Origin of the sequence: Streptomyces sp. MspMP-M5 (assembly GCF_000373585.1) — a bacterium.
In the GTDB taxonomy this organism is placed as follows: domain Bacteria; phylum Actinomycetota; class Actinomycetes; order Streptomycetales; family Streptomycetaceae; genus Streptomyces.
On the sequence record NZ_KB891885.1, the window covers coordinates 260,460 to 275,356 of the forward strand.

Annotated in this window: 11 protein-coding genes and 1 tRNA gene; all 12 read right to left on the minus strand. The window is 67.0% G+C overall.

All coding sequences use genetic code 11. From position 1 onward, the window contains the following. Position 1 precedes the first annotated feature (1 nt). A complete protein-coding gene (rpsL, locus tag B073_RS0114230) occupies positions 2–373 on the minus strand; it encodes a 30S ribosomal protein S12 (protein WP_003948652.1) in 372 nt (123 codons plus the stop codon). Positions 374–717: 344 nt separating this feature from the next. Continuing rightward, on the minus strand, positions 718–1,194 hold the full coding sequence (locus B073_RS0114235; protein WP_018538762.1) for a DUF4190 domain-containing protein: 477 nt from the start codon (positions 1,192–1,194) through the stop codon (positions 718–720). 221 nt (positions 1,195–1,415) lie between these two features. Next, positions 1,416–5,315 carry a DNA-directed RNA polymerase subunit beta' gene (locus B073_RS0114240; RefSeq protein WP_018538763.1) on the minus strand — a complete coding sequence of 1,300 codons (3,900 nt, stop codon included), beginning with the start codon at positions 5,313–5,315 and terminating at the stop codon, positions 1,416–1,418. A 99-nt stretch (positions 5,316–5,414) separates the two neighbouring features. Further along, positions 5,415–8,900: a DNA-directed RNA polymerase subunit beta gene (gene rpoB, locus B073_RS0114245; RefSeq protein ID WP_018538764.1), complete on the minus strand. Its 3,486-nt coding sequence runs from the start codon at positions 8,898–8,900 to the stop codon at positions 5,415–5,417. 631 nt (positions 8,901–9,531) lie between these two features. Beyond that, complete coding sequence (gene rplL, locus B073_RS0114250) at positions 9,532–9,921, minus strand: 50S ribosomal protein L7/L12 (RefSeq protein WP_018538765.1); 390 nt, start codon at positions 9,919–9,921, stop codon at positions 9,532–9,534. Between the two features lie 107 nt (positions 9,922–10,028). Continuing rightward, entirely contained in the window at positions 10,029–10,559 is a 531-nt protein-coding gene (gene rplJ / locus B073_RS0114255) for a 50S ribosomal protein L10 (RefSeq protein ID WP_018538766.1), read from the minus strand. 309 nt (positions 10,560–10,868) lie between these two features. Next, positions 10,869–11,684 (minus strand): hypothetical protein, encoded by an 816-nt coding sequence (locus B073_RS0114260; protein ID WP_018538767.1) that lies wholly within the window; start codon positions 11,682–11,684, stop codon positions 10,869–10,871. 236 nt (positions 11,685–11,920) lie between these two features. Then, positions 11,921–12,637: a 50S ribosomal protein L1 gene (gene rplA, locus B073_RS0114265; RefSeq protein ID WP_018538768.1), complete on the minus strand. Its 717-nt coding sequence runs from the start codon at positions 12,635–12,637 to the stop codon at positions 11,921–11,923. 82 nt (positions 12,638–12,719) lie between these two features. After that, on the minus strand, positions 12,720–13,154 hold the full coding sequence (gene rplK, locus B073_RS0114270) for a 50S ribosomal protein L11 (protein WP_016571043.1): 435 nt from the start codon (positions 13,152–13,154) through the stop codon (positions 12,720–12,722). Positions 13,155–13,321: 167 nt separating this feature from the next. Continuing rightward, the gene (gene nusG, locus B073_RS0114275) at positions 13,322–14,215 is read right to left on the minus strand and encodes a transcription termination/antitermination protein NusG (RefSeq protein WP_018538769.1); all 894 of its coding nucleotides are present in this window, start codon (positions 14,213–14,215) and stop codon (positions 13,322–13,324) included. Positions 14,216–14,286: 71 nt separating this feature from the next. Then, the gene (secE, locus tag B073_RS0114280; RefSeq protein WP_018538770.1) at positions 14,287–14,583 is read right to left on the minus strand and encodes a preprotein translocase subunit SecE; all 297 of its coding nucleotides are present in this window, start codon (positions 14,581–14,583) and stop codon (positions 14,287–14,289) included. A gap of 107 nt (positions 14,584–14,690) precedes the next feature. Then, a tRNA-Trp gene (locus B073_RS0114285) sits at positions 14,691–14,763 on the minus strand. Positions 14,764–14,897: the final 134 nt, after the last annotated feature.

The following is a 14,897-nucleotide window of genomic DNA, read 5'->3' on the forward strand; positions in this document are numbered from 1 at the left end:
CTTACTTCTCCTTCTTGGCGCCGTAGCGGCTGCGAGCCTGCTTGCGGTTCTTGACGCCCTGCGTGTCGAGGGAGCCGCGGATGATCTTGTACCGAACACCCGGCAGGTCCTTCACACGGCCGCCACGCACGAGCACGATCGAGTGCTCCTGGAGGTTGTGGCCCTCACCCGGAATGTAAGCGGTGACCTCGATCCCACTGGTCAGACGCACACGCGCGACCTTACGCAGGGCCGAGTTCGGCTTCTTCGGGGTGGTCGTGAACACACGCGTGCAGACGCCGCGGCGCTGGGGCGAACCCTCGAGTGCGGGCGTCTTGTTCTTCTCGACCTTGTCCTGCCGGCCCTTGCGGACCAGCTGCTGGATCGTAGGCACTACTTCTCCGGTTTCTGTGTGCCAGTCTCGGTAAAGCTAACCTGGAACATTTCCCGACCCACGCGGTCGGGTGTGTCGAATACTGCAGACCGGCCTCGCTGGAACGAGGGGGCGGCAGATTGCGGTGTCAATACCCGGCTTCCGCGCTGCCGGGACTCTCCGGCCGGAATGGTGGGAGAAGGCGCGCACGGCAGCCCAGGGACACCCCAGGCACAAGGTCAGAGCGTACCTAGCGCATGGGCTGCGGTCAAAACAAATGCACACGCGAAGGACACGCCGGACTCGGCCGGCGATGCGGCCACCGTAGTGGGAACCACGGTCCTACGGAAGAAGGCACACACCCGTCAGGCGCGGGTCACCGCCAGCAACGCCATCACCAGGAAGAACAGGGCCCAGGCACCGATCCCGAGCCAGCCGAGCACCAGCCCGGCGACGGCCTGGCCGTCGCCCCGCTCCCCCGTCCGCCGGATCTCGGCCCGCGCCTTGTGCCCCAGGATCACCGCGGGGATCGACGTCAGTCCCCAGGTGAACGGGGCTATCAGCCCGCAGACCAGGGCGCCCGTGGCGGAGCCGTTGGTGGGCTGCGGCATCGGCATCTGCGGGAGAAACGTAGCGGGCACCGCCGGTCGCGGCGTGAACTGCGCCTGCGGCACCGGGCCCTGCGGAAGATCGGCGACCAGCATCTGGAGCTCGGCGTGGGTCTGTGCCTGATAGGCCCGGCCCATCCGCTGCTCGTACTCGGCCTGTGCGAGGCGCCCCTCGGCGAAGCCCGCCTTCAACACGTCGACCGCGCGCTCGCGATCGGCGTGCGAGGCCCGCATGGCAGGCACCTGATACGGGTTCTGCGCGGGCTGCCCACCCTGCCACGGCTGGAATGCCATGTCGCGAACCTCCCCCCGCTCAACAGTTGTCCCCATCCTCTCATCACAGACGCGGCAATGGGAGAACAAGTTCCCGCGGCCCGCCGAACGCCGCAGGGCGGCCACCCCGGTGGGGTGACCGCCCTGTTCAGGCGCGTACGGCCTTACCAGCCGTACCCGGCTTACTGGTTGTACGGACCGTAGTCGTAGTCCTCCAGCGGGACCGCCTGGCCGGAGCCGGTGCCGAAGGGCGAGTAGTCGATGTCGTCGTAACCGACGGCCGAGTACATCGCTGCCTTGGCCTCCTCGGTGGGCTCGACCCGGATGTTGCGGTAGCGGGACAGGCCCGTACCGGCCGGGATGAGCTTACCGATGATGACGTTCTCCTTGAGGCCGATGAGGCTGTCGGACTTGGCGTTGATCGCCGCGTCCGTCAGGACTCGGGTCGTCTCCTGGAAGGAGGCGGCCGACAGCCAGGATTCCGTCGCCAGCGAAGCCTTGGTGATACCCATCAGCTGCGGACGGCCGGAGGCCGGGTGGCCGCCTTCCGCCACCACGCGACGGTTCTCGCCCTCGAACTTCGAGCGCTCCACCAGCTCGCCCGGCAGCAGCTCCGCGTCGCCGGACTCGATGATCGTCACGCGGCGCAGCATCTGCCGGATGATGATCTCGATGTGCTTGTCGTGGATCGCCACGCCCTGGCTGTTGTAGACCTTCTGGACCTCGCCGACCAGGTGGACCTGGACGGCACGCTGGCCGAGGATCCGCAGCACGTCGTGCGGGTTGATCGCACCGACGGTCAGCGGCTGGCCGACCTCGACGTGGTCACCCTCGGACACCAGCATGCGGGCGCGCTTGGAGACGGGGTAGGCCGTCTCGTCGCTGCCGTCGTCCGGCGTGACGATGACCTTCTTGGTCTTCTCGGTCTCCTCGATGCGGACGCGGCCGGCCGCCTCCGAGATCGGGGCGACACCCTTGGGCGTACGGGCCTCGAAGAGCTCGACGACACGCGGCAGACCCAGGGTGATGTCGTCACCGGCCACACCACCGGTGTGGAAGGTACGCATCGTCAGCTGGGTGCCGGGCTCACCGATGGACTGGGCGGCGATGATGCCGACCGCCTCACCGATGTCGACCAGCTTGCCGGTGGCCAGCGAACGGCCGTAGCAGTACGCACAGGTACCGACCGCGGACTCACAGGTCAGGACCGAGCGGGTCTTGACCTCCTCCACGCCGTGCGCGATCAGCTGGTCGATCAGCACGTCACCGAGGTCGACGTTGGCCGGTGCGACGACCTTGCCGTCCACCACGACGTCCTCGGCGAGCATCCGCGCGTACACGGAGGACTCGACGTCGTCCGCCTTGCGCAGGATGCCGTCCGCGCCCTTCGAACCGATCCGCAGCTTGAGGCCGCGCTCGGTGCCACAGTCCTCCTCGCGAATGATGACGTCCTGGGAGACGTCGACCAGACGACGGGTGAGGTAGCCGGAGTCGGCGGTACGCAGGGCGGTGTCCGCCAGACCCTTACGGGCACCGTGGGTGGAGATGAAGTACTCCAGCACGGACAGGCCCTCGCGGAAGGACGCCTTGATCGGACGCGGGATGGTCTCGTTCTTGGCGTTCGACACCAGACCACGCATACCGGCGATCTGACGCATCTGCATCATGTTTCCGCGCGCACCCGAGTCCACCATCATGAAGATGGGGTTGGTCTTCGGGAAGTTCTCATTCATCGCCTCGGCAACCTCGTTGGTCGCCTTGGTCCAGATGTTGATGAGTTCCTGCGTGCGCTCGTCCTTGGTGATCAGGCCACGCTCGTACTGCTTCTGGACCTTCTCGTCCTGGGCCTCGTAGCCGGAGACGATCGCCTTCTTGGCCTCCGGCACGACGATGTCGGAGACGGCGACGGTGACGCCGGAGCGGGTGGCCCAGTAGAAGCCGGCCGCCTTCAGGTTGTCGAGCGTCGCCGCCACGATGACCTTCGGGTAGCGCTCGGCCAGGTCGTTGACGATCGCGGAGAGCTGCTTCTTGCCCACCGAGTAGTCGACGAACGGGTAGTCCTCGGGCAGCAGCTCGTTGAAGAGCGCGCGGCCCAGGGTCGTCCGCAGCCGGAAGCTGTCGCCCTGCTGCCACTCCGGCTCGCCCTCGACGGGGGCCGGCGGGGTCCAGCCGCGCGGCGGCACGGTGCCGATCGGGAAGCGGATGTCGACCTTCGCCTGCAGCGAGAGCTCGCGGGCGTCGAAAGCCATGATCGCTTCGGAGACCGAGGCGAACGAGCGGCCCTCGCCCTTGACCTCGCGCTCCTCTTCGTCCGTGGTGAGGAAGAAGAGGCCCAGCACCATGTCCTGGGTCGGCATGGTGACCGGACGGCCGTCGGCCGGCTTGAGGATGTTGTTCGAGGACAGCATCAGGATGCGGGCCTCGGCCTGCGCCTCCGCGGACAGCGGCAGGTGCACGGCCATCTGGTCACCGTCGAAGTCCGCGTTGAACGCGGTGCAGACGAGCGGGTGGATCTGGATGGCCTTGCCCTCGACCAGCTGCGGCTCGAACGCCTGGATGCCGAGGCGGTGCAGGGTGGGCGCACGGTTCAGCAGCACCGGGTGCTCGGCGATGACCTCTTCGAGGACGTCGTACACGACGGTGCGGCCGCGCTCGACCATGCGCTTGGCCGACTTGATGTTCTGCGCGTGGTTCAGGTCCACCAGGCGCTTCATCACGAACGGCTTGAACAGCTCCAGCGCCATGGCCTTGGGCAGACCGCACTGGTGCAGCTTGAGCTGCGGGCCGACGACGATGACGGAACGGGCCGAGTAGTCGACGCGCTTACCGAGCAGGTTCTGACGGAAGCGGCCCTGCTTGCCCTTGAGCATGTCGGACAGCGACTTCAGCGGACGGTTGCCGGGGCCCGTGACCGGGCGGCCACGACGGCCGTTGTCGAAGAGCGCGTCGACGGCCTCCTGGAGCATGCGCTTCTCGTTGTTCACGATGATCTCGGGCGCGCCGAGGTCGAGAAGCCGCTTCAGGCGGTTGTTGCGGTTGATCACGCGGCGGTACAGGTCGTTCAGGTCGGAGGTCGCGAAGCGGCCACCGTCCAGCTGCACCATCGGACGCAGGTCCGGCGGGATCACCGGGATGCAGTCCAGCACCATGCCCTTGGGGCTGTTGCGGGTCTGCAGGAAGGCGGAGACGACCTTCAGGCGCTTGAGCGCACGGGTCTTCTTCTGGCCCTTGCCGGTCCGGATGATCTCGCGGAGGCGCTCGGCCTCCTCCTCCAGGTCGAAGGTCTCCAGGCGCTTCTGCAGGGCAGCGGCACCCATCGAACCGTCGAAGTACGTGCCGAAGCGGTCCCGCAGCTCGCGGTAGAGCAGCTCGTCGCCCTCCAGGTCCTGGACCTTGAGGTTCTTGAAGCGGTTCCAGACCTCGTCGAGGCGGTCGATCTCGCGCTGCGCGCGGTCGCGCAGCTGCTTCATCTCGCGCTCGGCGCCCTCGCGCACCTTGCGGCGGGCGTCCGCCTTGGCGCCCTCGGCCTCCAGCTCGGCCAGGTCGGTCTCGAGCTTCTTGGCGCGGGCCTCCAGGTCGGAGTCGCGGCGGTTCTCGATCTGCTGGCGCTCGACGGAGACGTGCGCCTCCAGCGAGGGCAGGTCGCGGGTGCGGCGCTCCTCGTCCACGTACGTGATCATGTACGCGGCGAAGTAGATGACCTTCTCGAGGTCCTTGGGCGCGAGGTCCAGCAGGTAGCCCAGCCGGCTCGGCACGCCCTTGAAGTACCAGATGTGGGTGACGGGCGCGGCCAGCTCGATGTGGCCCATCCGCTCACGGCGCACCTTGGCGCGAGTGACCTCGACGCCGCAGCGCTCGCAGATGATGCCCTTGAAGCGGACGCGCTTGTACTTACCGCAGTAGCACTCCCAGTCCCGGGTGGGGCCGAAGATCTTCTCGCAGAAGAGGCCGTCCTTCTCGGGCTTGAGGGTGCGGTAGTTGATGGTCTCGGGCTTCTTGACCTCGCCGTGGCTCCACTGACGGATGTCGTCAGCGGTAGCCAGACCGATCCGGAGCTCATCGAAGAAGTTGACGTCGAGCACTATGCGTCAATCCCTCTCAGGGTTGTAAGTCTTGGGGTCTGAAACGGGGGTCTTGGGGCCGGCCGGGGAACCCTCACGGGCTCCCCGGCCGAACTCCCGTCAGACCTCTTCGACGCTGCTCGGCTCGCGCCGGGACAGGTCGATGCCGAGCTCCTCCGCAGCGCGGAAGACGTCCTCGTCGGTGTCGCGCATCTCGATGGACATGCCGTCCGAGGACAGCACCTCCACGTTGAGGCACAGGGACTGCATCTCCTTGATGAGCACCTTGAAGGACTCGGGGATGCCGGGCTCGGGAATGTTCTCGCCCTTGACGATGGCCTCGTAGACCTTCACGCGGCCGGTGACGTCGTCGGACTTGATCGTCAGCAGCTCCTGGAGGGCGTACGCGGCGCCGTAAGCCTCCAGCGCCCACACCTCCATCTCACCGAAGCGCTGGCCACCGAACTGAGCCTTACCACCCAGCGGCTGCTGGGTGATCATCGAGTACGGACCGGTCGAGCGGGCGTGCAGCTTGTCGTCGACCAGGTGGTGCAGCTTGAGGATGTACATGTACCCGACCGAGATCGGGTCCGGGAACGGCTCACCGGAGCGGCCGTCGAACAGCCGCGCCTTGCCGGACGGGAGGACCATGCGGTCGCCGTCGCGGTTCGGGCGGGTGTTCTCCAGCAGACCGGCCAGCTCGTCCTCGCGGGCACCGTCGAAGACCGGGGTCGCGACGTTGGTGCGCGGCTCGACCTGGTCGGCGCCGATGACCTGCAGACGCTGGGCCCACTCGTCACCGAGGCTGGAGACGTCCCAGCCCTGGCTGGCGAGCCAGCCGAGGTGGATCTCCAGGACCTGTCCCGGGTTCATTCGGGACGGGACACCCAGCGGGTTGAGGATGATGTCGACCGGGGTGCCGTCCTCCATGAACGGCATGTCCTCGACCGGCAGGATCTTCGAGATGACGCCCTTGTTGCCGTGGCGGCCGGCGAGCTTGTCACCGTCGGTGATCTTGCGCTTCTGTGCGACGTAGACGCGGACCAGCTGGTTCACGCCCGGGGGCAGCTCGTCGCCCTCCTCGCGGTCGAAGACGCGGACGCCGATGACCTTGCCGATCTCGCCGTGCGGCACCTTCAGCGAGGTGTCGCGCACCTCGCGCGCCTTCTCACCGAAGATCGCGCGGAGCAGGCGCTCCTCGGGGGTCAGCTCGGTCTCGCCCTTGGGCGTGACCTTGCCGACGAGGATGTCGCCGGCGACGACCTCGGCACCGATGCGGATGATGCCGCGCTCGTCGAGGTCGGAGAGGACCTCCTCGGAGACGTTCGGGATGTCCCGGGTGATCTCCTCGGGGCCGAGCTTGGTGTCACGGGCGTCGACCTCGTGCTCCTCGATGTGGATCGAGGAGAGGACGTCGTCCTGCACGAGGCGCTGCGACAGGATGATCGCGTCCTCGTAGTTGTGGCCCTCCCACGGCATGAACGCCACGAGGAGGTTCTTGCCGAGCGCCATCTCGCCCTCGTCCGTGGACGGACCGTCGGCGAGGACCTGGCCCTCGATGACCCGCGCGCCCTCGTCCACGACGACCTTCTGGTTGAAGGAGGTGCCCTGGTTGGAGCGGGTGAACTTGGCGACGCGGTACGTGGTGTACGTGCCGTCGTCGTTGGCGACGGTGATGTAGTCCGCGGAGACCTCCTGGACCACACCGTTCTTCTCGGCCTTGATGACGTCGCCGGCGTCGACCGCGCAGCGGTACTCCATGCCGGTGCCGACCAGCGGCGACTCCGCCTTGATCAGCGGAACGGCCTGGCGCATCATGTTCGATCCCATGAGCGCGCGGTTGGCGTCGTCGTGCTCGAGGAAGGGGATCATGGCGGTCGCGGCCGACACCATCTGGCGCGGCGAGACGTCCATGTAGTGCACCTCGTCGGCGGGGACGAGGTCGACCTCGCCGCCACGCCGGCGGACCAGCACACGGCCCTCGGCGAACCGCAGGTCCTCGGTGAGCTTGGCGTTCGCCTGGGCGATCAGGTAGCGGTCTTCCTCATCGGCGGTGAGGTAGTCCACCTGGTCGGTGACCTGACCGTCGACGACCTTGCGGTACGGGGTCTCGATGAAGCCGAAGACGTTGACCCGGCCGTAGGACGCGAGCGAGCCGATCAGACCGATGTTCGGGCCTTCGGGCGTCTCGATCGGGCACATGCGGCCGTAGTGCGACGGGTGCACGTCACGGACGTCCAGACCGGCCCGCTCACGGGAGAGACCACCCGGGCCCAGCGCCGACAGACGGCGCTTGTGGGTCAGACCCGACAGCGGGTTGGTCTGGTCCATGAACTGGGACAGCTGACTGGTGCCGAAGAACTCCTTGATGGAGGCGACGACCGGCCGGATGTTGATCAGGGTCTGCGGCGTGATCGCCTCGACGTCCTGGGTGGTCATGCGCTCACGCACGACGCGCTCCATACGGGCGAGACCCGTACGGACCTGGTTCTGGATCAGCTCGCCGACGTTGCGCAGGCGGCGGTTGCCGAAGTGGTCGATGTCGTCGGTCTCGACAACGATGGTGTTGCCGTTCTCGCCGGTCGTCTCGGTCTCGCCGGCGTGCAGCTTGACCAGGTACTTGATGGTGGCGATGACGTCGTCGACGGTGAGCACGCCGGCGTCCAGCGGCTCGTCGCCGCCGAGCTTCTTGTTGACCTTGTAGCGGCCGACCTTGGCGAGGTCGTAGCGCTTGGGGTTGAAGTAGAGGTTCTCCAGCAGCGTCTGCGCGGCCTCACGCGTCGGGGGCTCGCCCGGGCGCAGCTTGCGGTAGATGTCGAGCAGCGCGTCGTCCTGGCCCTGGGTGTGGTCCTTCTCCAGGGTGGCGCGCATCGACTCGTACTCGCCGAACTCCTCGAGGATCTGCTCGGTGGTCCAGCCGAGCGCCTTGAGCAGGACGGTGACGGACTGCTTGCGCTTGCGGTCGATGCGGACACCGACCATGTCGCGCTTGTCGATCTCCATCTCCAGCCAGGCACCCCGGGACGGGATGATCTTGGCGGAGAAGATGTCCTTGTCGGACGTCTTGTCGATCGAGCTGTCGAAGTACACACCCGGCGAGCGGACGAGCTGCGACACCACGACACGCTCGGTGCCGTTGATGACGAAGGTGCCCTTGTTGGTCATGAGCGGGAAGTCGCCCATGAAGACCGTCTGGGACTTGATCTCGCCGGTCTCGTTGTTGGTGAACTCCGCGGTGACGAACAGCGGAGCGGCGTACGTGAAGTCACGCTCCTTGCACTCGTCGATGGAGTTCTTCGGAGGCTCGAAGCGGTGGTCGCGGAACGTCAGCGACATCGACCCGGAGAAGTCCTCGATCGGGGAGATCTCTTCGAAGATCTCTTCCAGACCGGACTTGGTGGGGACTTCCTGCCCACTCTCCAGCGCAGCCTCGACGCGACCCTTCCATGCGGCATTGCCGAGCAGCCAGTCGAAGCTTTCGGTCTGCAGCGCAAGGAGGTTCGGAACCCCGAGGGGCTCCTTGATCTTCGCAAAGGAGATGCGCAGCGGGGCGGTGCTGTCGCCGTTGTTCGTATTGGCAGTCGAGGCGTTGCGCGAGGCGGCCAAGAGGGGGTCCTTCCGAGGGCTCGGACTCACTACGCGCGTACCGGTCCCGAATCGAGCAAAGCGGTCGAGAAGCCCAGGTCAGGGCGGTTCATTCGGCTTCACTCGGGCTCGGGCATGCCCCTGGTGACGGGCAGGGAGCAGCTAACAGGCAGCGCAAAGGGTCAGTGTAGCCACATGGCCCACTGATGTCCAGAGCGAGTTTCCGGAGACCGGTACCGCACCGCGTCCCGATCTTCTCCCTCCGGGAGGTCATCCCCTCCGTGACGGAGGAGCCCCTCGTTGTTCTTCACTTCGCCCAATGCCCTGCGCCTGCCGAAAGCCCTTGCGCCAGTGGCGCACACCGATGCTTCCCTCTTCGTCGGCGATCCATGCCTCGGACCCTGGACCGCTTCCGTGTCGCGTCCCGAGAATTGCGCGCCGCGTCCGGTTCGTCAAGGCCCCCCGCCTCTGGGAGATCGTCACATGGAGGTGCGTCCGGACAACGAAGATCACCATACTCGCACTCCGGCGCGGGACGGTGCAGCCGGGGCGGGGACGCGGAAGGGCGACCACCCGTATGGGTGATCGCCCTTCGCGGTGTCCGCGTTACGCCCTCAGGCGCGTCGGGACGGGAGTCGGAGACTCAGCGAGGTCACTTGACCTCGACGGAGGCGCCGGCGCCCTTGAGGGCCTCGGCGGCCTTCTCGGCGGCGTCCTTGGCGACCTTCTCCAGAACCGGCTTCGGGGTGCCGTCGACCAGGTCCTTGGCCTCCTTCAGGCCGAGGGAGGTCAGCTCGCGCACGACCTTGATGACCTGGATCTTCTTGTCGCCGGCGCCGGTGAGGATGACGTCGAACTCGTCCTTCTCCTCCTCGGCCTCGGCAGCGGCGCCACCGGCGGCACCGCCGGCGACGACGACCGGGGCAGCGGCGGCGGCGGTGACGTCGAACTTCTCCTCGAAGGCCTTCACGAACTCGGAGAGCTCGATGAGGGTCATGCCTTCGAACTGCTCAAGGAGCTCGTCCTGGGTGAGCTTCGCCATGGTGGCGGTCCTTCCACTAAATCGGCTGGTGCCGGATGTACATTTCGGCGGGCGTGCGGCCCGCTGCAACCCGCGCCGGGACGGCGCGGATCATGACGCGAGCCGAATTACTCGGCACCGCCCTGCTCGGCCTGCTTGGCGCGCAGCGCGTCCACGGTGCGGACGAGCTTCGACGGCAGCGCCTGGAAGACGGAGGCAGCCTGGGACTGCTTCGCCTTGAAGGCACCGGCCAGCTTGCTGAGCAGAACCTCGCGGGACTCGAGGTCCGCAAGCTTCTTGATCTCGTCGGCGGAGAGCGCCTTGCCGTCAAGGACACCGCCCTTGATGACGAGGTTCTGGTTCTCCTTGGCGAAGTCACGAAGACCCTTCGCCGCCTCGACCGGGTCACCGGTAACGAAGGCGACGGCCGTCGAGCCACTGAGGTGCTCGTCCAGCGCGGAGATCCCGGCCTCCTTGGCCGCGATCTTGGTCAGCGTGTTCTTCACCACACGGTACTGAGCGTTGTCACCGAGCGAACGACGCAGATTCTTGATCTGCGCAACGGTAAGACCGGTGTACGCGGTCACAACAGCGGCGTTCGAGTTGCGGAACTTGTCGGCAATCTCGTCGACGGCTGCGACCTTGTCGGGCCTCGCCATGAGCCTCGGCCTCCTTCCGGGTGATGAGGACCGCGCAGAAGGGGCTGGGCAACACAAACGCCCCGGCGCAGGGCACGGGGCGTTACTCGACCGAACAGAGAACTGTCCGGGAGTCTCTCCACACAACCTGCGCAGGCCGTCCGCAGCTAGCGGATCCTTCGGCCACCACGCATCCGGGTCCGGACACGCAGAGACAACCAGCGGTCTTTGGCTTCCGGGACACCGTACGGGAACGGCCCACGCGCAGGCAAATCGGCTGCTCGGCGGCCACGGCGGGGCGTCTGCGACACTCCGCCGCGGCCGCACCGCTCACATGCCGGGGGCCGCCATGGTGTCGCCGGCCGGCGGCGGGGTCACCGTGACCTTGGTGCCGTAGTTCGAGTAGAAGACGGTGGAGTCCGTCGCCTGCTGGCCGTCCATCTGCTCACGCTTCTTGACGAGCAGGTTGTCCGGGCCGATCCACAGGTCGATGGTCTCCGTCGTGGCACCGATCTTCTTGAGCTGCTGCTCCAGCGCCTTCAGGTCGGCCTCGCTGAGGCTCTTGGACTGCATCTTGGCCATCTCGGCCACGTCGACCGTGCCGGTGTAGTGGGTCGCCTGGACGCCGCGGACGTCCTCCTTGCCGGCCTCCTTCACCTTGCCGGAAGCGATCAGCAGGTTCACCGACTTGACCGGGTCGTTGTTCTGCATGGAGTCCTTCATCAGGGCGCCGGCCGGACCGCCCTTCTTGGCCAGGGCGTCGTAGTCGTACTTGAGCCAGCTCTTGCCGCCCATCGGCATGCCCATGTTCATGTACATCGCCTGGGGCGTGTACAGCGCCTTCATGGGCTTGCCGGACGCCATCGGGCCGCCGGTGTTGGTGATATCGAGCGTCATGTTGATGCCGTTCGACCAGTCCATCGCGCCCTTCATCGTGCGCGTGGTCGGGCCCATCTTCTGGGTGCCGTCGATCTGGGCGGACTTCTTGTCGCTCGTCTGCTGCGAGGCCGTCTTCAGCGAGGCCAGCGCGGCCTCCAGCGGGGACTTCGATCCCGAGGCGTCGTTGCTGCTGCCGCCGGCGCTGCCACCGCCGGTGCCGTTGCTCTTGCCGCCGCCGCTGTTGCAGGCGGTCAGACCGGCCATCATGACAACTCCCGCCGCGACGGCGGCGGCTATACGCGTGGTGCGCACTGAGGCTCCCCCTTGATTTCCTCGATGGACCTCGCAGGGGACTGTAGTGCAGGCAACCGACAGCGCACGCGGCAGGCCCTGTTATGAACGCGTCAGGCCCGTCGTCCGGGAACGCGACGGGCCCCGCCCTCCGTACGGAAAGCGGGGCCCGACATCACGCGTCACGCGCTATGAGGCATCGATCGGAACGATCAGACGGCCTCGTCCTCGACGAGGAGGTTGCGGGTGCGGTTGCTGTCCACCGGGATGCCGGGGCCCATGGTGGTGGTGATCGTCGTCTTCTTGATGTAGCGGCCCTTGGCGGCGGACGGCTTCAGACGGGTGATCTCCTCCAGCGCCGCGGCGTAGTTCTCCACCAGCTTGGTGTCGTCGAAGGACGCCTTGCCGATGATGAAGTGGAGGTTCGCGTGCTTGTCGACGCGGAACTCGATCTTGCCGCCCTTGATGTCGGTGACAGCCTTGGCGACGTCCGGGGTGACGGTGCCGGTCTTCGGGTTCGGCATCAGACCACGGGGACCGAGCACGCGGCCGAGGCGGCCGACCTTGCCCATGAGGTCCGGGGTGGCGACGACGGCGTCGAAGTCCAGGCGGCCCTTGGAGACCTCGTCGATCAGTTCGTCCGAGCCGACGATGTCGGCGCCGGCGGCCTCCGCGGCCGCAGCACGGTCACCGGTCGCGAAGACCAGGACCCGGGCGGTCTTACCGGTGCCGTGCGGGAGGTTCACGGTGCCACGGACCATCTGGTCGGCCTTGCGCGGGTCGACACCCAGACGCATGGCGACCTCGACGGTCGCGTCGAACTTGGCGGACGCGGTGTCCTTGGCGAGACGGACGGCCTCGAGCGGGGCGTAGAGCCGCTCCCGGTCGATCTTCGCGTCCGCGTTGCGAAGAGTCTTGCTGCGCTTCACTTCTGCTCCTGATGCAGTGGGGTGGAGTCGTGGTACGGACCAGCGCCTGGCCCTGCCACGTGGTGCCTTGTAGGGCTGGGGCTCAGCCCTCGACCGTGATGCCCATGGAACGGGCGGTGCCGGCGATGATCTTCGACGCGGCGTCCAGGTCGTTGGCGTTCAGGTCGGGCATCTTGGTGGTGGCGATCTCGCGGACCTGCGCCTCGGTGATCTTGGCGACCTTGGTCTTGTGCGGCTCGCCGGAGCCCTTCTCCACGCCCGCGGCCTTCAGGATGAGCTTCGCGGCCGGCGGGGTCTTGGTGACGAAGGTGAAGGAACGGTCCTCGTAGACCGTGATCTCCACCGGCACGACCATGCCACGCTGCGACTCGGTCGCGGCGTTGTAGGCCTTGCAGAACTCCATGATGTTGACGCCGTGCTGACCCAGCGCGGGGCCGACCGGCGGGGCCGGGTTGGCGGCACCGGCCTGGATCTGGAGCTTGATCAGCCCCGTGACCTTCTTCTTCTTGGGAGGCATGCTCTCTCCGGGTCCTAGTGAGAGGTGGTTCGCCCCACGATCCGGATCATCCGGATGGAGGCATACCGCACAACGATAACGGGTATCGCCGCGGGGCTAAAAACCGCGCAGGTCAGACCGGCTCTGTGCCGGTCTGACCTGGTCGGTGGTCGAAGGTCCGGAAGACGTCAGTTCTTCTGGATCTGGTCGAAGCTCAGCTCGACCGGGGTCTCGCGGCCGAAGATCTCGACGAGGCCCTTGACCTTCTTCGAGTCGGCGTTGATCTCGTTGATCGTGGCCTGGAGCGTCGCGAACGGGCCGTCGGTGACGGTGACGGAGTCGCCCACCTCGAAGTCCAGGACCTGGACCTCGACCTTGCGGGACGGCGCCGGCTTGCCCTCAGCCGCGGCGGCCTCCTTGGCGGCCTTCTCCTCGGCCTCCGGGGCGAGCATCTTGACGATCTCGTCCAGGGTCAGCGGGTAGGGGTCGTAGGCGTTGCCGACGAAGCCGGTGACACCCGGGGTGTTGCGGACGACGCCCCAGGACTCGTTCGTCAGGTCCATGCGCACCAGGACGTAGCCCGGAAGCTTGTTCTGGCGGACGGTGCGGCGGTCGCCGTTCTTGATCTGCACGACCTCTTCCTGCGGCACCTCGGCCTGGAAGATGTAGTCCTCGACGTTCAGCGAGACGGCGCGCTGTTCGAGGTTGGTCTTCACGCGGTTCTCGTAGCCCGCGTAGGTGTGGATGACGTACCACTCGCCGGGGAGTCCGCGCAGCTCGTCGCGGAGGGCGGCCACCGGGTCGACCGGCTCCTGCTCCTCGGCGTCCTCGGAAGCCTCGGCGGCCTCCGCCTCGTCGGCGGACTCGGCGTGCACGGCGGCCGACTCGGCGGACTCGCCGGCGGCGGCGTCCTCGGCGTCCAGCTCGTCGACGTCCTCGGCGTCCGCGACGATCTCCGCGGCGGCTTCCTCGTCAGCGATGGCCGCCGCGTCCCCCTCGACCTCGGCCGGGACGGCCTCGTCGACCTCGGCCTCTGCAGCCGCGACGGGCTCGGTGGCGTCGTTCAGGTTCGGGTCAGACACGTGGCTGCTTCTTCCTTGCTTCAAGGGGTTGAACGTGCGAAAGGCCGCCCACGGAGGCGGCCTCCGCGGGATCAGCCGAAGACGTACCCGACGACTCGGTTGATTCCCAAGTCAATCACGGTTACGAGGCCAATGATGATGGCCACGAAGACGATCACCACGGTGGTGTACGACGACAGCTGGCTGCGCGTGGGCCAGACGACCTTGCGGAGCTCCGCGATGATCTGGCGGTAGAAGAGCGCGAGGCGCGCGAAGGGCCCCTTCTTGCCGCGCTTGCCGCCGCGGCGGGGCTTCTTCTGGGATTCCGTGGTCTCGTCCTCGGAACGACCGCGCTCAGGCATGTCGATGGAGCCCAGGGCGTCCGTCACTCGTCCTCACCTGAATCCGGGTCGTGGCCGTGCCGCGCCCGGCCCGGCCGCACGGCGGTGCATTTCGTACGTACGCGTGCACGCACTCGGTGAATCGGTGCGTGTAGCAGGGCCGGAGGGACTTGAACCCCCAACCGCTGGTTTTGGAGACCAGTGCTCTACCAATTGAGCTACGACCCTTTGTGGTTCCCCCAACCTACCGCATCCGGGCGACTGCACTATGTCGTGCGCCGTACGCCGCGGTGACCCGATGGGAGCCAACGGTCAGCGAGTGTACGTGCTTCGGGGCCGGGCGTCGAACAGGAACCTCCCCT

Bases quoted from the DNA above. Each gene is read 5' to 3' on its own strand.
- rplL (WP_018538765.1), bottom strand. From the start codon at position 9,921: ATGGCGAAGCTCACCCAGGACGAGCTCCTTGAGCAGTTCGAAGGCATG.
- B073_RS0114260 (WP_018538767.1), bottom strand. From the start codon at position 11,684: ATGATGGCCGGTCTGACCGCCTGCAACAGCGGCGGCGGCAAGAGCAAC.
- B073_RS0114235 (WP_018538762.1), bottom strand. From the start codon at position 1,194: ATGCGGGCCTCGCACGCCGATCGCGAGCGCGCGGTCGACGTGTTGAAG.
- rplK (WP_016571043.1), bottom strand. From the start codon at position 13,154: ATGCCTCCCAAGAAGAAGAAGGTCACGGGGCTGATCAAGCTCCAGATC.
- rplJ (WP_018538766.1), bottom strand. From the start codon at position 10,559: ATGGCGAGGCCCGACAAGGTCGCAGCCGTCGACGAGATTGCCGACAAG.